Below are 21,187 nucleotides of genomic sequence, written 5' to 3'. Positions count from 1 at the left end.
GATAAGGTTATGGATGCTTTATTTGCAAAGAAAAAGCTTTCACTCCGCGACATGGTGGAAACCACAGATTGGTATACCTTGGTGAGCTTTTCATGGCTGAAAACCTGCTTATTTGTCTGGATACCCTGCCATACAATCGTATTTTTAATGCCATCGGAATATAGAGTTTTGGCATCAGCCTTTTTATCCATCTTATTGGGCCTCATCATCGCATATTCTAAAAAAGGGTCTATTAATCTCAAGCCAGGCGAACAGATATTAAATTAGTAATAAAGATTTCTAACCAGTAATTAGGAGGAAGATCATGCAATTAGAAGCAGAACTTATCATGACCTTAAAAGTTGATATAGGAGAATTTCAAGTCATTGGTGAAACCAAGCATGGCCATCTCAAGGTGATTCCTATTTTAGGGGGTACTTTTTCAGGACCTGGTATAAATGGGGCCGTCGTACCGGGTGGTGCAGATTGGAATACCTTGATAGGGGGACAAATTAGGCATGTGTTTGCCAAATACACCTTGCTAACAGATGATGGTGAGTATATTTCTATAGAAAATGAAGGTTATGGTGACGAAGCTGAGCCCAAGCCCTTTATTCGAACGGTGCCACGCTTCATCATAAATGAAAATAGTCGATATCAATTTTTAAGAAGTGGCGTCTTTGTAGGCAGTCTGAAAAAAGGTGATGGCGAATTCGTTGAAATATCACTTTTTAAGATGAAATAAAACTGACTTCAATATAAAATAGAATATGAAGTAGCAAAATAAAAGGGAATGGTGATGAAAGATGATTAAAGTTGTTGCAAAAAGTGTTGCAAAGCAAGGAAAAGAGGCTGAAGTTATCGAATTGTCAAAGGAACTCGTAATTGAGTCCAGAAAAGAAGAGGGTTGTGTCAGATACGAGATGTATCAGGATCAATCTAACCCTTCTATTTTCACGATGATCGAAACATGGTCGGATATGACTGCTTTCCAAAATCACAAGGAAATGCCACATGTCAAAAGAATCGTTCCTCAGCTCAATGCGCTTAGAGAATCAAAAGCAGTGGTGGATGTTTATACTTTAGTGATATAAACTTAATCTATATTCAAATGGAAAAATCTTCTCAAATAATTGAGAGGATTTTTTTGTTGCCTGCCAAAAGCTTAGATTGAAAGTCACAACATAGTTGTTCCAGTCTCAAAAGGACTTATGTAAAAGCTATAATGAAACTTCACATGAAGGGGCATAAATTAGTTGTCTTTGACCTTTATAGGATGAAATCATCATTTAAGTGTTTAAATGGAATGGTTAATACAGATTTTGGACGTATTTGGCATTGTTTGTTTCTAAAGTGGGGGAATTTATGATAAAATTTTAATGGACGCATAAATTTGAACTTAAGAAAATGCGGTAAAATATTATAAAAAGGAGGAGATCATGTCAAAAGTCATTATTGCAGAAAAGCCATCAGTTGCGAAGAATATCGCAGATGCCATACAAGCAAAAACAAGAAAAGATGGCTATTATGAAGGTGCAGATTATTTGGTAACTTGGGCATTTGGTCATCTTCTAGAATTATTTGATTCAAAGGATTATGATGAAAAAATGACAGGCTGGCGAATGGAGAATTTTCCATTTGTGCCTGAAACTTTTCAATATAAAGTTAAATCAGACCCTGCTGACAGGCATAAGCCAGATCTAGGTGCACAAAAGCAGTTGATGACCATTAAACAATTGATTGATCGAAATGATGTGGATGGTGTTATCTCTGCATGCGACTATGATAGGGAAGGTCAGATTATTGGGGACATCATCTTAGACTACCTAAAGGTAGACAAGCCGATTGAACGACTTCTGCTCAACGAGTGGACACCAGATGAGGTTGAATCAGGGCTTAAAAAGATGGTGTCAAACGATACAATGGCACCCCTCAAGGATGCTGGTATCAGCAGACAGTGGGCGGATTGGATCATCGGCATCAATTTGACATCTGTGGCGACTTTAAAATATCAAAGAGGGTCAGGCAAAGCCCTCAACATAGGGCGTGTTCTCTTGCCAACCCTAAAGATTATCTATGATAGAGATCTTGAAATCGAAAATTTCGTCCGAGAAGAATACCACAAGCTTATTGGTAGCTTTAAAACCCCTTCAGGTGAAGTCTATGAAGGTATTTATACGCATGAGGGTAATGATAAATTTGAAGAGATAGCAAAACTGGAAGCAATCAAAGAAGCACTCAACAAAAAACAAGGGATTGTCCTTGACCGGATTGTAGAAGTTAAGAGAGAATACCCACCAACACTTTTCAACTTATCGGGCTTGCAAGGCTATATCACCAGTAAACAAAAAGGATGGACTTCAGATAAGGTGCTGAAAGTGGCACAAAGTCTTTATGAAAAGAAATTGATTACTTACCCGAGAACTGCCAGTATGGCACTTGAAGAATCACTTGTGGAGAAAACGCAAAAGGTATTGAATGTTCACAAAAGAGGCTTACCTTATGAAAATGAAATTGAGTTTCATACCCATAAACGCGTCTTTGACAATGCTAAGGTAGAGAGCCACAGTGCCATTATGCCTACTTATGTGGTGGCGAAGGGACTTGCTGGAGATGAAAAAATCGTCTATGATGCTGTCAGAAATCGGTTTTTAATGCAGTTTATGCCCATTGCGGAGCATGAGGAAATGACCATCATCACAGGCAGTAGAGATGTCGAACTGGAAGGACAATTTATTTCAAAGGGCAGAAGACAACTCATTGAGGGTTGGCGACAAATTGAAAAGATAAAGTCTAAGGAAAAAGAGCTTCCAAAAGTTGAAGTTGATGACCTTGTTGGGATTACAAAGCTGAAAATTGAAACAAAAGGTACATCACCACCCAAGAGGCATACCGAAAAGACACTTCTTAGAATCATGGAAACCTGTGGCAAGAAATTCAAAAATCAGAAAAACAAAGCTGAAGAGAAGGATAGCCCTGAAGACTCAGGCGATGAAGATGAAGATCAAGAGGATATAGATGATCTTGTGGAAGGCGTCGATGTGGATGAAAGTGATGACCAAGAAATGATCCAAGCCATTTTAAGTGGTTTTAGCATTGGAACACCGGCAACTAGAGCAGAGACCATTACAAAGCTAAAAAGAGTTGGGTATATTGATGTTAAAGGGAAGTCACTTTTTTGTACTGAAATGGGACGTAAATTGGTAGAGCTCTTTCCTGTAAAACCACTATTTGACCTTGAGTATACGGGACGTCTTGAAAAGACCCTGTCGGATATTGGCAAAGGTGAAGTGTCTCGGGTAGACTTCCTTGAAAATATAGTCGCTTTTACTTCAACGGCAGTTGAAGACATTAAAGGGGATGATTTTCATGTGATTCAAAACTTGGAGGCCCCTCGTGAAGGATCACTTGGCAAGTGCCCAGTATGTGGTTCTGATGTTATAGAAGGAAAGAAGGGTTTTGGGTGTACCAACTGGAAGGGTGGCTGTAAATTTGTCATTTGGAAGGAAGACAAGTTCTTACAAGCTCTGGGTGTTTCGCCAAACAAGAATACCATTATCAAATTGCTTGAGACTGGAGAAGTCTTTAGCAATAATTTCGTCAATAAAAAGGGCACAAAATTTTCAGCCTTTCTAAAATATGAAAAAAATGAAGACAATGATTATTTTAGTTGGAAGATGCATTTTTAATTCAACCTGATTTGAACCATACATTTTTATTCTATATTAGGTCCATCTTTACACGACAAGATATAAAAACGCCCAATCCTAGGATTGGGCGTTAATTTTTTAAAAGATTGAAGTTTCATGAAGTTTTGCGTTTTTATTTCGGTCTTTAACTTGATTGATAGACCATTCGTTTTGGAATAAAAGAACAGGCTGACCCTCTTCATTTTCAACGAGCATAGTATCCATTGTCATTGAGAATGTCTTGGCATTAAAATTGTCCATTTCAATCCATCTGATATAGCGATATGGTAGTGACTGCATTAAAATGTCCACATCATACTCATTTTTAAGTCTGTATTCAAGAACCTCAAACTGAAGTGCCCCTACAACGCCGATGATCAGTTCTTCCACACCGATGTTTGGTCGTCTATAAACTTGAATAGAGCCTTCCTCAGCAAGCTGGGTAATGCCTTTTATGAATTGTTTACGCTTAAGTGAATTCTTGATAGAGACCTTAGCAAAATGCTCCGGTGCAAATTGAGGAATGCCAGCGTATTTTAAGTCTGTTGACTTCTCAGAGAGTGTATCGCCGATATTGAAGATGCCTGGATCATGAATACCAATGATGTCGCCAGGGTAAGCCGTGTCAACAATAACACGGTCCTGAGCTAGGAATTGTTGTGGCTGAGCCAATTTAACCTTTTTGCCTTTTTGCACGTGATTAACGGCCATTCCCTTTTCGAACTTGCCTGAGCAAATGCGAAGGAAGGCGATTCGATCACGATGGGCAGGATTCATATTGGCTTGAATCTTAAAGATGAAACCTGAAAAGGCATCTGATTCAGGATCAATGTGACCAAGATTGCTCTCTCTTGCCTGTGGTGATGTTGAGATTTCTAGGAAATCTTCAAGGAAGGGTTCAACACCAAAGTTTGTAAGGGCACTACCAAAGAAGACTGGTGTTAAATTACCACTTAAAATTTTCTCTAAATCAAAATCGTCACCCGCGATATCAAGGAGTTCAATATCATCCAGTAATTGTTTATGAAGTGTTGCTCCTAAGAGGTCTTTAAATTCTTCGTTTGTAACATCGCCCTTTACCGTTTTTGCAATTGCTTGACCGTGATTACCTTCAGAGAAGAGTTCAATAAGTTGTTTTTGTCTGTTATAGACACCTTTGAAATTCTTGCCTGAGCCAATTGGCCAATTGATTGGACATGATCTTATGCCCAAAACTTTTTCGAGGTCTTCCATGAGTTCAAATGGGTCCTTTCCTTGACGGTCCATCTTATTGATGAATGTAAAGATTGGAATCCCTCTCATTTTACAAACTTGAAAGAGTTTTTTAGTTTGAGCCTCGACCCCTTTGGCACTGTCGATGACCATGACAGCACTGTCGGCAGCCATAAGTGTACGGTAGGTGTCTTCACTGAAATCTTGATGGCCCGGTGTGTCCAGGATGTTGATGCAGTAGTTGTTATATTCAAATTGGAGAACACTTGATGTTACAGAGATGCCTCTTTGCTTCTCGATTTCCATCCAGTCAGATACAGCATGTTTTTGAGCACGTCTTGATTTAACGGAACCCGCTTCTCTGATAGCGCCCCCATAAAGTAGAAATTTTTCAGTTAAAGTTGTCTTTCCAGCATCCGGATGGGATATGATTGCGAAAGTTCGTCTACGTTGAACCTCGTGAATAAAACTTTTGTTTGTATTTGACATTGTTTTCTTCCTTCTAATAATAAAAATCTATATGGTTAACCTTATAAAGGTTATCTTTTTTTGATGATGGTGTCAAGGGCTATTACAAAAAGAAAAAACAATTTACAAAATTAAAGAGGTTTATAAAATAGAAAGGTTTATAAATTTAAGCGATTTAAATAATAAAAAAATGATTAAAGAAAAAATCGAGGGGTATGAATGCAATAGGAAGAAAATACTTCCGAGATAGAGCTGGGGTTAATGTTTTTTTCAATACTTGCAGATTGGAATTCAGATTTGTAAGCGCATGATCAGTTTTGAAGTTGTTTTTAAGAAATTAGTTTTCGAAAAGAGTTAATGTCAAACAAGAACTATATGTAAGGTCACTAATGTATTAAAAAGAAATTAGTAACAATTAGGTAAGTTTTAAAAGGTTTGATAAGTTTTAAATTTTCAGAGTTAAGTTTTTAAAAGTTGTTTTAAGGTTTGAATCTCCAGCGACTATCGGAGGGTACACCAAAAGGTGTACCCTTTTAACTTGCATTAAACGCCCTATCTCTGCGTCAATTCGAAAAAACTAGACCTCTCACGTATGTCTATATACGCTACGAGTCCTAGCTTTTCTCTTTCCTTGACCTAGAGCATTTTCTGCAAGTTAAAATGTCTGCACACTAAATACCCTATCTCTGCGTCAATTCGAAAAAGCAAAAAAGATGTCTAACATCATTTAATCATAAATGACACTAGGCATCTTTTTTTTATTTGTCTGGTATTTGATATCCGTGACACTCAAGAACAGGTAAGACGAAAATGTAGCCAATGCCGTTCTTATTGACTGTATCCATTTTGAGTTCTTCCTTAATTCTATCAATTACTTTTCTAAGTTTTTCCTCACTGTGTATAACACTAATGATTGTTTTATTGTAGGGCTTATCGCCTTCAACAAGTTTTCTGAGACCGGCAAATATTGGAACATCAACGTTGTGTTCTAATAATACTCTGCCCATACCTTCACTATCTAAAGTGGTTGCGCCACAGCCTAAAGAATAAAAGATTTTGTGAATATCCTTTAACCTGTCGACATCATTTAATACGAGGAATAATGCATAATTCATAGGGTTTATCCTCCTTAAATAAGATTTTAACATATTTTTAACGTGATAACTATCCCCTTAAGAATGAAACTTTGTAAACAATTATAGACGTGCTTCATCGGCTCTTGTAATCGCTTGTTTGGTTGCAATTGGGCCGACAATTTCAGTGATAATAGTTGTCGCAAGTAAGATCGTTACTACGATAGAGCCAATATCTGTCCCTGGGAATTCTCTGCTAACGGTTATTGCAAGACCGACTGCAACCCCCACTTGAGACAAGAGGCCAAAACCAATGTATTTCTTAACACTTTGAGGTGCTTTTGAAATCGTAGCACCTAAAGAAGCGCCAGCGAGTTTGCCAATGATTCTAAATATGAGATAAGCCACACCCAATAGACCGATTTGAGGGATATAGGCAAAGTTCAATCTTGCACCGGCAAGTACAAAGAAGGCCGCAACAATTGGTGGTGAAAAATGCTCTAAAATTGTAAAGGCTTTAATCTTTTGAGGTGAAATATTCGCGACAATAATACCCATTGACATTGCAGTTAATAGTGGAGATAGACCAAATACTGTTGCGACACCCACTAAAAGTAATAATGTTCCAATGACGAAAGGCAATAATTCGTTGTCTCTTTTAGAATATTGAATCAGTGCGGTCATCAATAAACCAAGTATACCACCAACTAGGATGGAGAAAACAATTTCCTGAATCGGTAAAATCAAAACCTTTTGAAGCGTAATCACTTCGTGATTGACAAATACCTTTGCCACTGAAGCAGCCATAGCATAAATAACGAGACAAATGGCATCATCCACGGCTACAACACCAAGTAAGGTGCTTGTAAGGGGGCCCTTTGCATTGAGTTCTCTTAAGACCATAACGGTTGCAGCTGGAGCAGTTGCAGCAGATACGGAACCAAGAATCAATGAAATGGCGAAATCTTTGGTGAGAAGATAGGAAACGGCAGTCACGAGGACAAAGGCACCAAAGGCTTCAAAAAATGCAATGATAAAAATTGACTTTCCAAGCTGTTTAATAACGGATAGTTCAAGTTCACTACCGATGTTAAATGCGATCACACAAAGCGCAAAATCACTTAGAAATGACAATTGATTGATGGTGTCGCCGCCGAGAATTCTCAATCCTGAGGCTCCAAGAATTAATCCTCCGATAATGTATCCTGCAACGGCTGGCACTTTAAACTTGTTCATGAGTTTTCCACAAACGACGCCTACAATTAAGGCGATTCCCAAACTAATGAAAGGGTTCATACACAACACTCCTTTATTTAAAGTCACAGAAATCATTGTATTCCTTTGGCTAAAAAAATCAACTCCTTTTCAAAAAAAAAATAAAAAAATTGAATATTAACACGATTTTAATAAAATACCCACCCTAATGTGAATATTGACATTATATAATGCATTACATAAGTAAATCTGATAAAATAGGACTATATTACTACGAAACCAAAGAAGTAAGGGTTTCACCTAGGGAGAAAAATGAAAACAATCATTAAAACTTTAGAAATTGAAGAACGTTTTTTTATCTATATGCTCTTTTTGAGCTTGATCCTCAGTGTGATCAATATTGGTGCTAATATAATCATTAGCTTCCCAATGTTAGCCAATCTGAAATGGCTGGTTTTGATAATCACTTCAGTTACGGGCATTTTTTTTACATTAAAGGCACAAAGCAAGAGAGACAATATTATCAAAGGTATTAAAATTTTGACCTTTTCTGAAATTATCTTTATATTTTTACCCAATGGCTGGATTTACACAGGTGGCGTCACGCCATCAACAATGGCCTATGTTTTCCTTATTTGTATTTCCATTTGCTTTGTCTGCAAGGGGTTTCCAAGGATACTACTGTTAGCCTCTGAGATTTTCATGGTTTTGGGATTATTGGTCATCAGTGAGTACTACCCAGACCTCATCGTGAGTAATTCGATTAAGGTTTCATTTTGGGATAACCTCATTCAAATTCCAGTGACCCTGATCGCCGCTTCTGTTCTTTTGATTTTATTTTCAAATGCTTTTAGAAAAGAGCATAAAATGTTGAACGACTACAGCGACATCTTGGTTGAAAAGAATCAAAAATTATTTCAAATGACCATTAGGGATGAGTTAACGGGTCTATATAATAGAAGATATATCTTTGACGAGCTAAAAAAGCTTTGGAATAATATGGATGAGTCTGAGGAAATAAGACTTGCCCTAGTGGATGTTGACAATTTTAAACGGGTCAATGATACCTTGGGACATGTTATTGGCGATAAGATTCTCAGGCAAATTGCTCAGATTATGGAGAATGAGATGTCGAGTATTGGTTTTGCAGGCAGATATGGTGGAGATGAGTTTGTACTTGTCTTTAAAGGCGTGAATATTGAGTCCGTAATGTCCATACTAGATCGCATTAATACATGCGTCAAAGAAATCGAAATTCCATTGGAAACACAAGTCTCTCTCAGTGGAGGTGTCAGTAGACTCACTAGAAAACATAATATTGATTCTGCACTCTCAAGAGCGGATGATATTCTCTATCAATCCAAGAAGGCAGACAAGAATCAGATTATTTCAGATGAGTTAATGTTCAGACTATAAAAAAAATAAATAAAATTCAAATAATTTTTAAGTAAGCTTCTTTAAAGTCCCCCGAAAAATTGTTATGATAAATAAAGATATAAATTTAGGGAGTCTACATATTTATAGAGTAGTAGGCAAGGGGGAAATGATTATGAGTCGACTATCAAAAAATCAGTTGAAATATTTGTCTGATTTTAGTCTATTGTTTGTGGCAGCAGTGTGGGGTGGTGGCTTCGTAGCCGTTAAGGATGCATTAAACACAGTGACGCCAATGTTTTTAATGGCATTAAGATTTGTACTTGCTGCTGGTATCTTGTATTTGTTCTTGTTTAAATGGATTGGAAAATTAACCCTATCTGATTTAAAAAAAGGATCTGTAGTCGGTGTAATCCTATTTCTGGCTTTTTCAGCTCAAACTGTGGGCTTACAATATACAACTGCATCAAAACAGGGCTTTTTAACGGCGACCTATGTTGTCATGGTGCCCCTACTTTCTTGGATAATTTATAGAAAGATGCCAGGTATAAAGGCTCTGATTGGCAGTTTGATCACAATTGCTGGTATTGGTCTCATCAGTTTTCACGGTGCATCAAGTTTTGCACTTAATATTGGCGATAGTTTAACGCTACTTTGTGCACTCTTATTTGCAGGTCATATCATTTCCATTGAATTCTTTGCTAAGGACATGAACGTCATAAAGCTGGCCTTCTTACAAATCGCTGTTGCGGCAGTCTTGTTTGTAATAACTGCCTTTATCACGGAACCGATCCCTGTGGGACTAACTTCAAGATCTTGGTTTGCAATTGTCTATCTTGCGATGTTTTCAACCTTTATGTGCTTCACTGTACAGACTGTTGCTCAAAAGTATACGACGTCTTCACATGCCTCTATTATTTTATCCCTTGAGTCGGTGTTTGCGGCTGTATTTGGTGTGGTATTGCTTAAGGAACACATGTCTCCAGTAATGCTTTTAGGCTGTGGCTTAATATTCGTTGCAATCCTTTTGGTGGAGTTAAACATTTCCTTTAAACCCAAAACAATGGTTCAGCCTGAGGAATAAATGACGAGGGTCTTTCATAAAGAATCAAATATTAAATAAATTTAGAAATCCTGAGGGATTTCTTTTTTTTAAATAGAATGTTAGACTTATAAAGAGTTGAGGTGAGATCATGTTAGAAATCATTGCACAAAATATTGAGGATGCACTTGCGATACAAGAAGGTGGCGCAGACCGAATTGAACTCGTAAGTCATTTGGAACTTGGTGGATTAACACCTTCCCTTAAATGTGTGGAAGATGTCGTCAAAGGTGTCGCTATTCCTGTAAATGTCATGGTGAGACTATCAGACGTCTCTTTTGTATTAACAGACTGGCAAGTTGGCGAAATGTGTAACTTGATTAAGCAAATTGGTGCATTAGGCGCAAATGGCATTGTCATTGGGCCGATCACAGCAGATGGCAATATAAACCTTAGTCAGCTTGAAAAATTAGCGGCCTGTGCAGAGGGGATGGAGATAACCTTTCATCGTGCATTTGAAAAAATCATAATGCCCTTTCAAGCAGTAGAGGCGTTGAAAGCATTTCCTGCAATAAAAAGTATTTTAACAAATGGCGGCGGTAAGACGCCACTTGATCACTGTGCCTACTTAGGTGAATTGGCTCAAAAAATGAAGCCAATTCGACTTTTAATTGGTGGTGGCATTGATCTTGAGTCATTTGAAGCCATTGCAGGACAATTCCCCAACAGTGACTTTCACATTGGGACAGGTGTAAGAAGATTGAAATCCCCTTTTGAAGCTGTTGAAGCATCTCAAGTGGCAAAATATGTTGAAATAATGAATAAAATTAATATGAGATAGAGGACGTGAAAAGATGAAAATTGACTTACACATTCATACAACAGCATCCGATGGTACCTTGGTCCCGGAGGCATTAATTCTAGAAGTAAAAGAAAATGAAATTGGCCTTTTTTCTGTAACCGATCACGATTGTATGGATAATGTGACAGAAATGGCAGAGGTTGCAGTAAGGGAGGGCATATCTTTCATTAAGGGGATTGAACTTTCTGCGACTTTTATGGATAAAGAAATACACTTATTGACCTATGGCATTGATCCCCAAAACCAGGCCTTGCAAAAGCGCGTCTCAAGGAATCAGACCATTAGAGAAGACCACAATAGAGCCCTTATTGAATACGTCAGCAAAATAGACAATCGGTGTACACTTGAAGGTTACGATGCCTTCATGAGAGATCCCAGTTTAGGGGGATGGAAGGCTGTAAACTACCTCTCTGCAACTGGCGTTACAAAGTCATTAGCTGAATTTTTTGCGATCATCAAGGAAATGAACAAACCCCTTATTTTTGACCCAATTGAAGAAGTCCTTCCGGAATTGGCTCAAATGGGCTATACCGTAGTGTTGGCGCACCCACCTGCGTATTTTGGTGGTGAAAACATCTCTGAAGCAATTCTGGACCAGTTAAGAGGTCTTGGCATAAAGGGAATTGAGTGCTACAGTCCGTATTATAAAAATGACACGGATTTTGAATACTATAAACAATATTGTATAAAACACGATTTGATTGTGACCTGTGGGTCTGATTATCATGGGACTTTTATTCCTTCACGGCAATTGGCAACACCTGAAATTACCGAAAAAGAAGTTTCATTTGAGCAACTGTTGAAGTTAGTGCGATAAGAAGGAGACCGATTCATGCCTAAAATGACAAAAGACAAAGTATCTGCACAGGATAAGATAAGGGCGTTCGAAATATTTGAAAGTGAATGGCAAAAGAACATAGATGGACAATCTTTAAAGTTTGAGTTTATGAAGGTTCACCATATGGGGTGGCATGAGTATAATAATGACGTCTTGTTAAATGAAAATTTAGAGGTGGTCTCCCATTTTCAACTCTACCTCATCAAGAGAACCTGTGAAACACTTGCTAATGAGCATTCGGTAAAAAATCAGGCTTACCTGAGGACAACCATTAAACTGGACCATGGCTTTTTAGAGACAGATGAGGGTAAAAGCGGCGATGGCATACTGCTCTTTCATGACCAAGGTTTACACTTCCTTTTTGGAGATTTACATTCGGATGACAAGTCCCTTGAAAATGGTCTTATGAAGGCGGATTTCTATAACCGAGTTCTAAATAAAGAGGCTTTTAAAGTGATCTTTCTAGGTGACTATGTGGACCGAGGAAGCCAGCATCTTAAAATCTTAGAGCATTTATTAATGTTGAAAATACTATTTCCTGACCATATATATTTATTGAGAGGGAACCATGATGGTGGCATTATCAAGGAAGATGGTCAAATCATATTGCCTTATGGGTTGCCACCTACAGACGATCCTAAATTATATTTTCCCCTATATCTAAAAGCCCTGATTGCCCAGAACGTGACTTGTAATCCAGAGCTACTACCGGCGTATCTGAATTTTTTTGATCAATTGCCCTATATTGCCCTTATCGAAAAAAACAATCAGTTTATTCAGTGTGTTCATGGCGGAATTCCAAGACCTTTAGACAAGACCTTTAGTCATCTTAAGACCTTATCGGATTTGACCCAGTTTCGAAGTGATCAGGATAACATCCTACATAATATTATGTGGAGCGATCCCTACAAGGGCACAGGTGATCTGAAAGTTGGCATGAAACGTTTTTACTTCACGCAAGAGGACTTTGACGCTTATTGCCAACGCTTTGGCATCTCAACCTTGTTTAGAGGGCATGAAGTTGTAGAAGATGGTATTTTAGGGCATTTTAATGACAAGCTCTATACGATATTTTCATCAGGCGCCACTGAAACTACCTACTATAAAAAAGTAACCCCCAAAATCGTCAAAATTGATTTTGAGGGCAAATTTTATTTTCTATGAGATTTTGAGGTTGCAATTTGGACATATTCCACAATAGAAATATATTTATCCGCAAAGGTGACAATCCAACTAATGGTGTTTTTGGGTGGGGAAAGTGTTAGTGGAAACATGTGCTTTAGTATGGCATCTTCTTCTTTTTGATTGAGTTTAAAATGTTTGGTTGCATTCATATGCGCTTCTCTTGCATGAGTAAAACCGTGTTTTTCAAAAAAACGGTTTTTTTTAGGCGCACGCCAATCATAGAGAAAAAAGTCATGCAAGAGGCCTGCCCTTGCTGCGGAATGGTGATCAAGTTTTAATTTTTTTGCAAGCCTATAGCTTAAATAGGCAACTTTAAGTGAATGATGGAATACGCTGTCGTGATGATGGCGTATTTTTTTAGTTTTTCTAAACTCTCGGTTGCGAGTGATTTCTTGAATGATGTCCCTGAACTCATGATCTTGTTTCATTTGGACCTCCTGTTAAGGGTTTAATTGGCTTTTAAAACATATATGGATATGGGCTTGACCTTTCCCCGAAGCAGAACGGATTCCTTGAACATAAAGACAGATTTGAGATTGGGTTCAAGGGCTTCAAAAACTTCACCACTTATAAGCAGCGTTGACTTGTAATCCTTGTTTTTGCTCTCGAGTCTTGAGGTTGTGTTCACCACATCACCTATGACAGTATAGTCCTTCTTCATGGGACCACCGATATTGCCTAAAATGGCATTACCATAGTGGATGGCGATGCCGACACCCTCAATTTCCTTGGACAGACTGCTTTCCTTAAAACGTTCAATAAAGTCAAGGGCACACTGTGTCGCATGCATGTTTGTCGTTTCAAGTGATTCTTCTATGAAGACAGCCATAATGGCATCACCGATGATCTTGTTGATCTTACCCTGATACTCAGGCATAATTTCAGACCAAATTGAAATGTATTCGTTTAAAATTTGAATGACGGCATCGGCGTCCTTTTCTTCCGTCATGCGCGTGAAGCCACGAATGTCTGCGAAGAGGATGGTCACACGTTTATTTTGACTGATTTGATTGGGATTTTCAATAAGAGATGTCACAAAATGTTCATCTACATATAAACCAAAAAGCGTTCTAATCCTCATGGTGAGTTCATATACCTTAAGACGCCCAATGACGAGGATTGTTCCTAGGATAATACCACCCAAAATAAGATATATATGGGCTGAATCCTTTAAGAAAGTGATTAGATTATCCCCGAGTTTAAAAACGGAAAGGTTAATATCGTATTCTGTTACAGTCATCTGTGAAGCCAATAAGAGTTGTTCATTAGTGAGAACCATGTCCATGTACATGTAGATGAAAATAAAGATCACGACGTTTGCAATCACCATAAAAACATCTACTTTTTGTCGGTCTTTCTGACGCCAAATGAGATTTACAAGGCCAATGATCAAGGTGAAAAACCAAAAGAAAAAATGTCCAGTATTGGTAATAAAACTGTATATGGATTTGAACTCATAGAGGGTATAGACGAATGGCGTGATAAAAGTCAAGATAAAGCGAAGCCATTTGTTTTCACCAAAGGCCACCATTAGTAGCGTTTGGACTGCCAAGGCAAGCATTAGGATAATATGGTCCATATCTCGGAAATAGTTTAAGCCGCTCTTACTAACATTCATAAGAATATACATATTGGCATAAAGACCCGAGTACATGAGCAGTTCTTCTAAGGTTCTATTAATACTGAAGTTTTTCATAAAAAACACCTCTTTAGTAATTTTACTTATACCCTATATCTGTTTTTTTATCAAATTTTATCCCTGTATTTAAAATGATATTTTTAATAAAATTGAATCATGATATACTTTTAATTGAATCATGATATACTTTTAATGGAAGACATAAAAAATGTTTTACAAACGCTTGAATGAGGTTTTCAAGGGTACATATTTATGTAAGGGTGCATAAAATAGAATTGTAGGAGCTAAATATGTTTATAGCGAGACAACCAATATTTAATATTAATCTAGATGTTTACGGGTATGAGTTGCTGTTCAGGCAGTCGGACAAGTCCAAGCAATTTGATGGCACATCATCTATGTCTGCCACTGCAAGCGTTGTTGGAAGCTTATATGAGCTTGGATTCGGTCAAATTATTGATCACAAACGTGCCTTTGTCAACTTTGATGCTGATTTTTTAAGGCAAGATTTTTCTGAATTAATCGAACCCAATAAACTTATTATTGAGGTATTGGAAGACGTAGTGATTGATGATGAACTCATTGAACGCGTAAAAATTCTCAAATCCAAGGGTTATAAGATAGCGCTTGACGATTTTGTAGAGGATTTTGATACTTATCCACTGATGCCGTATGCTGATATTATTAAATTTGATTTATTGATGACACCACTGGAAACAATAAAGAGATCTGTTTTTAAAGCCCTATCACTTAATAAAATTATCTTAGCAGAAAAAATTGAGAGTGAGTCAATTTTTTTACAGGCGAAGGAAATGGGTTTTCATCTCTTTCAGGGCTTTTTTTTCAGTAAACCTAAAATTGTTGGAAAAGCACATGCAAACAATTCAGCAACTAAAATTCAGTATGCAAGACTCTTAAATGAATTAAAGAGAGATGAGCCATCATACCAAGTCTTGGCTGAAATTATAGAGAAAGATGTAAATTTGGCTTATAGGGTTATGAAAGTTATCAGCTCTAGAGCTGGAGATGATCTGGTTTACTCCATCAAAAGGGCTTTAACCTACATGGGCTTGAAGGAAATTGAAAGATGGATCAGCATCTTGATGATTCAAGATCTTGGCGGAAATAAACCGAAGGAACTCATGAACGTATCACTTATCAGGACAAAGTTTGCTGAGGCCATAGCAAAGCAGACCAACTTGAAGCAATATAGACATGAAGCTTCAATGATGGGACTCTTTAGCACACTTGATGCTATGTTGGATGAACCCATGGAACAAGCTCTAAAGGATATTTCGTTGCCACAGAGCATAAAGGATGTATTGATCAACCATGAAGGGGTATTATCGCCTATCTCAGCCCTGATAAAAGTTTATGAAATGGGCAACTGGGATGAGGCTTATGAGATTTGTAAAAGCTTTAAATTGGATGAAGAACTTTTATTGGGCGACTACGTGGAAGCGGTTAAGTGGGCTGGAGAAACTTTAAAATTAATGTCATAAAAAGGTCAAAAAAATGTTTAAGTCAATTGAGAATGGATATCAATAAGTCGAGTGCTCATGCACAAATTCAATAAGGAGATTCGACAATGATAAGAGTATGTTCTAACTGTTCAAATGTAGACATTGAAATTTTAACAGAAAAGGTAGGGACTTCACAGGTTGAAGTGGGCTGCCTAGGCGAATGTGGTCAACATTCAGATTCTGTATTTGGTTATGTAGATGACGCGTTTGTCATAGAAGAAACTGAAGAGGCTTTCTTAAAAAAAGCAACTGACCTCAATGGTTAAAAATGAAGAAACCTTTAAGACGTATTATTACAATTTTTAAATTGTGATGATACGTCTTTTTACGTTATGTGATATAGTTGAAGTAGAATAACTTTTGGGAGGCTTTATGAAACTCGATAAGGTAAAACAAAATGCTCAAATGATTTGTGACGCTATTGCAAGTGTCATCGATATAGATGTGACAATTGTGGATGAGACGCTTATGCGAATTGCCGGCACTGGTAGGTACCAAACTACGATTGGTGAAAATGTCAGTGATCATTCGGCTTTTAGTTATGCTATAAAAACGGGTTCTGAATTTATTATAGAAAATCCAGGCGATCATTTAGCATGCAAATTGTGCGATTGCAAGAACAAATGCAGTGAGCATGCCGAGGTCTGTTGCCCTATAAAATGGGATGATCAAACGATTGGGGTCATCGGTCTCATCGCATTTGAAAAACACCAAAGAGACCATATCATAGAAAATCAGGCAAATCTGCTCCAATTTTTAAACCGTATGGCTGAACTCATCGCTTCTAAGGTCAATGAGCAAGAAGCCATAGAGGAGATGGCCTTGCTCGCTAAGGAACTTGAAATTGTGGTGGATGCTATTGAAACTGGATTTGTTGCCACTCAAAACAATGGCAAGATCATAAGAGCAAACCATAAAATCCTTAAAATGCTAGACAAAACACATATTGAACATCTCAATGAAATTTTGGATGATAAAGAGGTTTTGCAGATACTGGGTTCAAAGAAGGCCTTGTTTAATATGCCCTATACCTTTAGCATCAATGAGCGCGGTTTATATGATGTGAGTCTAATTCAGATAGGTAATGAAATTAAAGGTTATGTGATTACTTTTAGAGCTATGGAGGATGTCATCAACACAGTTAATGAGGTCTTACTCGATGTGGTGACCACGAGCTTTGAGAAGATCATAGGCAAGTCAGAAGTTCTTTCTCAAGCAAAAGAAATGGCTGAAAAAGTTGCAAAGAGTACTTCTACAGTTTTGATACTCGGTGAGAGTGGTACTGGTAAAGAACTCTTTGCACGTGCGATCCACCATGCCAGCCACAGGCAAAACAAACCTTTCGTTGCGATTAACTGTGCGGCAATTCCAGAACAATTATTGGAGAGTGAGTTGTTTGGCTATGAGGAAGGTGCCTTTACGGGAGCAAAAAAAGGCGGAAAACCTGGAAAGTTTCAGCTGGCAAACAAGGGAACCTTATTTTTAGATGAAATTGGTGATATGCCACTTCATTTACAGGCAAAATTGTTGAGAGTGCTACAGGAAAGCCAAGTTGAACGGATTGGTGGCAAGACGCCGATTCCAATTGATGTCCGAATTGTGGCTGCCACAAATCAAGATCTTGAACTAAAAGTCGATGAAGGGGCTTTTAGGAAAGACTTGTTTTATAGATTAAATGTAATTCCAATTTTTGTACCGCCATTGCGACAACGCAAGGTGGATATCCCTGAGCTTGTGTGGACTATGGTGAGACGGGCAAGCAAAAAGCTTAACAAAACAATTGGGAGCATTGAAGAGACTTGTTTTGATCTTTTGAAACACTATGAGTGGCCGGGAAATGTCAGAGAACTGGAAAATACCATTGAGTATGCGGTTAACATGTGTGATGATAACACGATTAGAATTCATTGTCTGCCCAAAAAACTTCAGAGGACCTATTATGAAGATCATTTGAAAAATGTTGTAGATGACTATATTCAGCCTGCAGGGATGTTAAAAGATGATGTTATAGAAGGTAAGACGGGCGGGACACAAGATATAGATGAGCCTTCCTTTGAGAGATCAAGTAGCGGTTCGGGTCTTACTTCAACGCCATCATCACAAGCAGAGGCGGGTTTGGAAATTAAAACCCTTGCCGAATTAGAGAAAAAAGCCATTAAAGATGCATTGGCCTACTACAGACCCTACAAAAAAGCGACAGATAAGGTTGCATGTGCCTTAGGCATAAGTAGAGCGACCTTATATCGTAAGATTTCAGAATACAAGTTGGATGAGGAGTCATGATGTTAAGGAAAACCCTATGGATACTAGCAGTCCTCGTTTTGGTTAGCACTATAATAGGAAAAAGTCCGACTATATTCGAGAAACTACAATCGCAAGAGACATTAAATGATGCTAAGCAGACTGATCCCTTGAATGCGGATGAGGATCAGCGCCAACTTGAGGTAGTAGATGCTAAATTATCAGAACCGGTACAGTCTCAACCCGATTGGGAGACAACAGAACAGGTGACAACAGAACAGGTGACAACTGAACAAGTGATAACAGAACAAGTAACAATAGAGCAAGTGACATCTGATCAGGTAATATCTGATTCCGTGATAATAGGGCGAAGTGACCAGAGTGGGCTGTCAGAGCTTTCGATCTTTACAAGCGATGACATTGATGATGACCTGTATGCCTTCATGTTCGGAAAATCCTACAAGGAAAATGACTACATTCAAATTGAGGATTTGAAAGTATTAACCGTGACCTATTATGGCTTTGACGATGAAAGTCATGTTGGACAACTCGTGGTAAATAAAGCCGTTGCCAAGGAGGTGCTTTCCATTTTTGAGGTCTTATATACTGAGAAATATCCAATTGACAAGATAAATCTTGTGGATTACTATGATGCGGATGATGACTTATCCATGGCAGATAACAATACATCTGGCTTTAATTTTAGAGTGGTCAGCGGCTCAACCAATCTATCCAATCACAGCTTTGGTCTTGCAATCGACATCAATCCCGTACAAAACCCTTATGTGACCAGTAAAGGGGTCTTTCCACCCGAAGGAGGCGACTTTGTCGATAGAAATCAAAAAGAGAAGGGCATGATCTTGGAAGGGGATTTGTGCTACACCCTTTTTAAAGAAAAGGGTTGGACATGGGGTGGCGATTTTAAATCGGTGAAGGATTATCAACATTTTGAAAAGAAGTTGTTAACAGAATAGTCATGTATAAATAAACTATAGGAAAAACCTATAGTTCTTTTTTTGTAAAATATAATCAATTAAGTGTCTTGCGACGATATACAGAATAAGGAATGGATTCTAATGTCATAAATGCACAAGGAGGTGTGTTTGATGAAAATTTCAAATTATGCAGTCGAACAGGGTGCTTTTTCAAAATTTGTTCACCAGGAAAAACAGATTACAAAGGTTGAACTTTCGGCACCAAAGGCAGCAATGTTAAGAGCTTTAAATAAACAGGATAGGCTTGAACTCAATCATTCAAATGAAACTCAAGAGATTGATGACATGGCGTATCTCTCCGAGGAGGATCGCGCCAAAATTACTCTGCTCGAAAAATTTATAACGGCATTGACAGGTAAAGAATTCAAGTTTACTCGGATTGTAAAGCTCAACAAGGATGTGAAACAGCAAGGTTATGAGCCTCAAGCCAGTCAGCCTCAAGCCAATCCTAGTATAGGCATCCGATTCTCCAGTTCACATGAAGTTTATGAGTCGGAGAAAATGGCTTTTAGTTCAAAGGGTGAGATTAAGACTGAGGATGGCAGGACCATTAATTTCGAACTGAATCTCTCGTATTCTAGAAGTTATTATGAGAAACGTGAAACCGCATTTCAGATTGGTGGTGCCACTCAGGATCCTCTTGTGATTAATTTAGACGGACAGGGGATTGCCTTTGGAAGCGATACTATTAAGCTGGACCTCAACCTGGATGGCAATGAGGACACCTTCAGAAGACTTGCAGGAGGCAGTGGCTTTTTAGCACTTGACCTTAACCAAAACGGCATAGTCGACGATGGCAATGAGTTGTTTGGGCCGAAGACAGGCCAAGGTTTTGAAGAACTTGGTGCATATGATGCGGACAAAAATGGTTGGATTGATGAAAATGATGAAATTTTTGACAGCTTGAAGATTTGGCAGGTAGATGAAAATGGCAATTCAACATTATTGGGATTAAAGGAAACCGGTGTTGGTGCAATATACTTAGGTGCAGTGACAAGTCCATATCACATAAAGGAAGGTCTGGATACCATTGCAGACATAAAAAAATCCAGCATATATTTAAATGAAGACGGCAGAAGTGCAGTTATTCATGAAATTGATTTAAAAATTTAATGATTTGAAATATAATATGATTATAGAATTCATTTAAAGGAGTATCCATTAGGGTACTTCTTTCCTTGATGATTATTAAGCGTCATTCAGAGGAGGCATTATGCCAGATGGTTATATTGTTGTGGGGGCAAAGGTTAAGTTGAGAAAGACGAGAATATCAGACTTGTCACATTATAAAAGGTGGAACAATCCTGAGCTTAGGGCATGGTCATATGATGCACCTTGGTTGTCTGGCAATCTTACAGCTGTGATCAATTGGCGAAAAAAATGGCTACAGGAAGGCGGAAAAAAACCCTATCGATTTTTGGAGATCGAATATTCTGATGGACATCACGTGGGTTGGGTTGTCGTTTATCATGATGCAAAAGATCCCCACATGACTGAAATCGGCATCGATATTCCTGAAGAAGCCTATTGGGGGCTTGGTATAGGGGAAGAAGCATTGGCACTTTGGGTCCAATATCTCTTTGAGACTTTGAATCTTCAACGCGTGGGATTTACCACATGGAGTGGAAATCAGAAAGTCATTAGACTGGGAAACAGGCTTGGTTTTGTGGAAGAAGGCAGGATCAGAAGGGGTTGTGTTGTCGATGAAATCTACTATGATAGAATCAAAATGGGCCTTCTTAAAGAGGAATGGCAGTTCAAGGGGGATTATGTCGTTAAAAAGAGCGTGCGGTTCAAATCAGAGTTGAGCGGCAGCTGAAAAATGAATATAAGTTGAAAAAGACTGAAAAGC

19 protein-coding genes and 1 pseudogene are annotated in these 21,187 nt (G+C 38.2%); 15 read left to right on the top strand and 5 right to left on the bottom strand.

The window, feature by feature from the left end:
- The 4 genes and pseudogenes from AC220I_RS03500 to AC220I_RS03485 all read left to right on the top strand — a co-directional run.
- Positions 1 to 267 (top strand): annotated as a pseudogene (locus AC220I_RS03500) (hypothetical protein); the annotation flags it as partial.
- Between the two features lie 37 nt (positions 268 to 304).
- Positions 305 to 724, top strand: coding sequence for a DUF3237 domain-containing protein (locus AC220I_RS03495; protein WP_486722433.1), 420 nt, complete (start codon positions 305 to 307; stop codon positions 722 to 724).
- Between the two features lie 61 nt (positions 725 to 785).
- The gene (locus AC220I_RS03490) at positions 786 to 1,073 is read left to right on the top strand and encodes a putative quinol monooxygenase (protein WP_486722432.1); all 288 of its coding nucleotides are present in this window, start codon (positions 786 to 788) and stop codon (positions 1,071 to 1,073) included.
- Between the two features lie 345 nt (positions 1,074 to 1,418).
- Positions 1,419 to 3,668 (top strand): type IA DNA topoisomerase, encoded by a 2,250-nt coding sequence (locus AC220I_RS03485; RefSeq protein WP_486722431.1) that lies wholly within the window; start codon positions 1,419 to 1,421, stop codon positions 3,666 to 3,668.
- Between the two features lie 99 nt (positions 3,669 to 3,767).
- Here AC220I_RS03485 and AC220I_RS03480 read toward each other — a convergent pair whose 3' ends face one another.
- The 3 genes from AC220I_RS03480 to AC220I_RS03470 form a co-directional block, all read right to left on the bottom strand.
- A complete protein-coding gene (locus AC220I_RS03480; RefSeq protein ID WP_486722430.1) occupies positions 3,768 to 5,369 on the bottom strand; it encodes a peptide chain release factor 3 in 1,602 nt (533 codons plus the stop codon).
- A 737-nt stretch (positions 5,370 to 6,106) separates the two neighbouring features.
- A complete protein-coding gene (locus AC220I_RS03475; protein ID WP_486722429.1) occupies positions 6,107 to 6,463 on the bottom strand; it encodes a hypothetical protein in 357 nt (118 codons plus the stop codon).
- An 81-nt stretch (positions 6,464 to 6,544) separates the two neighbouring features.
- Positions 6,545 to 7,717: a cation:proton antiporter gene (locus tag AC220I_RS03470; RefSeq protein ID WP_486722428.1), complete on the bottom strand. Its 1,173-nt coding sequence runs from the start codon at positions 7,715 to 7,717 to the stop codon at positions 6,545 to 6,547.
- A 231-nt stretch (positions 7,718 to 7,948) separates the two neighbouring features.
- Here AC220I_RS03470 and AC220I_RS03465 point away from each other — a divergent pair, with 231 nt between their 5' ends.
- The 5 genes from AC220I_RS03465 (at position 7,949) to AC220I_RS03445 (ending at position 12,916) form a co-directional block, all read left to right on the top strand.
- Positions 7,949 to 9,052, top strand: coding sequence for a GGDEF domain-containing protein (locus AC220I_RS03465; protein WP_486722427.1), 1,104 nt, complete (start codon positions 7,949 to 7,951; stop codon positions 9,050 to 9,052).
- A 133-nt stretch (positions 9,053 to 9,185) separates the two neighbouring features.
- Positions 9,186 to 10,094 (top strand): DMT family transporter, encoded by a 909-nt coding sequence (locus AC220I_RS03460; protein ID WP_486722426.1) that lies wholly within the window; start codon positions 9,186 to 9,188, stop codon positions 10,092 to 10,094.
- 109 nt (positions 10,095 to 10,203) lie between these two features.
- Complete coding sequence (locus AC220I_RS03455) at positions 10,204 to 10,893, top strand: copper homeostasis protein CutC (protein ID WP_486722425.1); 690 nt, start codon at positions 10,204 to 10,206, stop codon at positions 10,891 to 10,893.
- A 13-nt stretch (positions 10,894 to 10,906) separates the two neighbouring features.
- Positions 10,907 to 11,731, top strand: a complete 825-nt coding sequence (locus tag AC220I_RS03450; RefSeq protein WP_486722424.1) for a PHP domain-containing protein — start codon at positions 10,907 to 10,909, stop codon at positions 11,729 to 11,731.
- A gap of 15 nt (positions 11,732 to 11,746) precedes the next feature.
- Positions 11,747 to 12,916, top strand: a complete 1,170-nt coding sequence (locus tag AC220I_RS03445; protein WP_486722423.1) for a metallophosphoesterase family protein — start codon at positions 11,747 to 11,749, stop codon at positions 12,914 to 12,916.
- Here AC220I_RS03445 and AC220I_RS03440 read toward each other — a convergent pair.
- Complete coding sequence (locus AC220I_RS03440; RefSeq protein WP_486722422.1) at positions 12,904 to 13,365, bottom strand: HD domain-containing protein; 462 nt, start codon at positions 13,363 to 13,365, stop codon at positions 12,904 to 12,906. The genes AC220I_RS03445 and AC220I_RS03440 overlap by 13 nt on opposite strands.
- Positions 13,366 to 13,385: 20 nt before the next feature.
- Positions 13,386 to 14,633, bottom strand: a complete 1,248-nt coding sequence (locus AC220I_RS03435) for an adenylate/guanylate cyclase domain-containing protein (protein ID WP_486722421.1) — start codon at positions 14,631 to 14,633, stop codon at positions 13,386 to 13,388.
- 233 nt (positions 14,634 to 14,866) lie between these two features.
- Between AC220I_RS03435 and AC220I_RS03430 the strand changes: the two genes are divergently transcribed.
- The 6 genes from AC220I_RS03430 to AC220I_RS03405 all read left to right on the top strand — a co-directional run bounded on the left by AC220I_RS03430 (position 14,867) and on the right by AC220I_RS03405 (position 21,154).
- Positions 14,867 to 16,078 (top strand): EAL and HDOD domain-containing protein, encoded by a 1,212-nt coding sequence (locus AC220I_RS03430; RefSeq protein ID WP_486722420.1) that lies wholly within the window; start codon positions 14,867 to 14,869, stop codon positions 16,076 to 16,078.
- A gap of 86 nt (positions 16,079 to 16,164) precedes the next feature.
- Positions 16,165 to 16,365: a YuzB family protein gene (locus AC220I_RS03425; protein WP_486722419.1), complete on the top strand. Its 201-nt coding sequence runs from the start codon at positions 16,165 to 16,167 to the stop codon at positions 16,363 to 16,365.
- Positions 16,366 to 16,471: 106 nt separating this feature from the next.
- A complete protein-coding gene (locus tag AC220I_RS03420) occupies positions 16,472 to 18,382 on the top strand; it encodes a sigma 54-interacting transcriptional regulator (protein ID WP_486722418.1) in 1,911 nt (636 codons plus the stop codon).
- Entirely contained in the window at positions 18,379 to 19,314 is a 936-nt protein-coding gene (locus tag AC220I_RS03415) for a M15 family metallopeptidase (protein WP_486722417.1), read from the top strand. Before AC220I_RS03420 ends, AC220I_RS03415 begins: the two co-directional genes overlap by 4 nt.
- Positions 19,315 to 19,446: 132 nt before the next feature.
- The gene (locus AC220I_RS03410) at positions 19,447 to 20,448 is read left to right on the top strand and encodes a hypothetical protein (RefSeq protein WP_486722416.1); all 1,002 of its coding nucleotides are present in this window, start codon (positions 19,447 to 19,449) and stop codon (positions 20,446 to 20,448) included.
- Between the two features lie 100 nt (positions 20,449 to 20,548).
- Positions 20,549 to 21,154 (top strand): GNAT family N-acetyltransferase, encoded by a 606-nt coding sequence (locus AC220I_RS03405; RefSeq protein WP_486722415.1) that lies wholly within the window; start codon positions 20,549 to 20,551, stop codon positions 21,152 to 21,154.
- The last annotated feature ends 33 nt before the right edge of the window (positions 21,155 to 21,187 follow it).

The sequence above is a fragment of the Fusibacter sp. genome, assembly GCF_057447755.1.
Note: the sequence above shows the minus strand (reverse complement) of the source record. Positions and strands in the feature narration are given on the sequence as shown.

Bases quoted from the DNA above. Each gene is read 5' to 3' on its own strand.
- AC220I_RS03435 (WP_486722421.1), bottom strand. From the start codon at position 14,633: ATGAAAAACTTCAGTATTAATAGAACCTTAGAAGAACTGCTCATGTAC.
- AC220I_RS03495 (WP_486722433.1), top strand. From the start codon at position 305: ATGCAATTAGAAGCAGAACTTATCATGACCTTAAAAGTTGATATAGGA.
- AC220I_RS03475 (WP_486722429.1), bottom strand. From the start codon at position 6,463: ATGAATTATGCATTATTCCTCGTATTAAATGATGTCGACAGGTTAAAG.
- AC220I_RS03465 (WP_486722427.1), top strand. From the start codon at position 7,949: ATGAAAACAATCATTAAAACTTTAGAAATTGAAGAACGTTTTTTTATC.
- AC220I_RS03430 (WP_486722420.1), top strand. From the start codon at position 14,867: ATGTTTATAGCGAGACAACCAATATTTAATATTAATCTAGATGTTTAC.
- AC220I_RS03410 (WP_486722416.1), top strand. From the start codon at position 19,447: ATGAAAATTTCAAATTATGCAGTCGAACAGGGTGCTTTTTCAAAATTT.
- AC220I_RS03480 (WP_486722430.1), bottom strand. From the start codon at position 5,369: ATGTCAAATACAAACAAAAGTTTTATTCACGAGGTTCAACGTAGACGA.
- AC220I_RS03455 (WP_486722425.1), top strand. From the start codon at position 10,204: ATGTTAGAAATCATTGCACAAAATATTGAGGATGCACTTGCGATACAA.
- AC220I_RS03440 (WP_486722422.1), bottom strand. From the start codon at position 13,365: ATGAAACAAGATCATGAGTTCAGGGACATCATTCAAGAAATCACTCGC.
- AC220I_RS03470 (WP_486722428.1), bottom strand. From the start codon at position 7,717: ATGAACCCTTTCATTAGTTTGGGAATCGCCTTAATTGTAGGCGTCGTT.
- AC220I_RS03450 (WP_486722424.1), top strand. From the start codon at position 10,907: ATGAAAATTGACTTACACATTCATACAACAGCATCCGATGGTACCTTG.
- AC220I_RS03485 (WP_486722431.1), top strand. From the start codon at position 1,419: ATGTCAAAAGTCATTATTGCAGAAAAGCCATCAGTTGCGAAGAATATC.
- AC220I_RS03405 (WP_486722415.1), top strand. From the start codon at position 20,549: ATGCCAGATGGTTATATTGTTGTGGGGGCAAAGGTTAAGTTGAGAAAG.
- AC220I_RS03420 (WP_486722418.1), top strand. From the start codon at position 16,472: ATGAAACTCGATAAGGTAAAACAAAATGCTCAAATGATTTGTGACGCT.
- AC220I_RS03445 (WP_486722423.1), top strand. From the start codon at position 11,747: ATGCCTAAAATGACAAAAGACAAAGTATCTGCACAGGATAAGATAAGG.
- AC220I_RS03415 (WP_486722417.1), top strand. From the start codon at position 18,379: ATGATGTTAAGGAAAACCCTATGGATACTAGCAGTCCTCGTTTTGGTT.
- AC220I_RS03425 (WP_486722419.1), top strand. From the start codon at position 16,165: ATGATAAGAGTATGTTCTAACTGTTCAAATGTAGACATTGAAATTTTA.
- AC220I_RS03490 (WP_486722432.1), top strand. From the start codon at position 786: ATGATTAAAGTTGTTGCAAAAAGTGTTGCAAAGCAAGGAAAAGAGGCT.
- AC220I_RS03460 (WP_486722426.1), top strand. From the start codon at position 9,186: ATGAGTCGACTATCAAAAAATCAGTTGAAATATTTGTCTGATTTTAGT.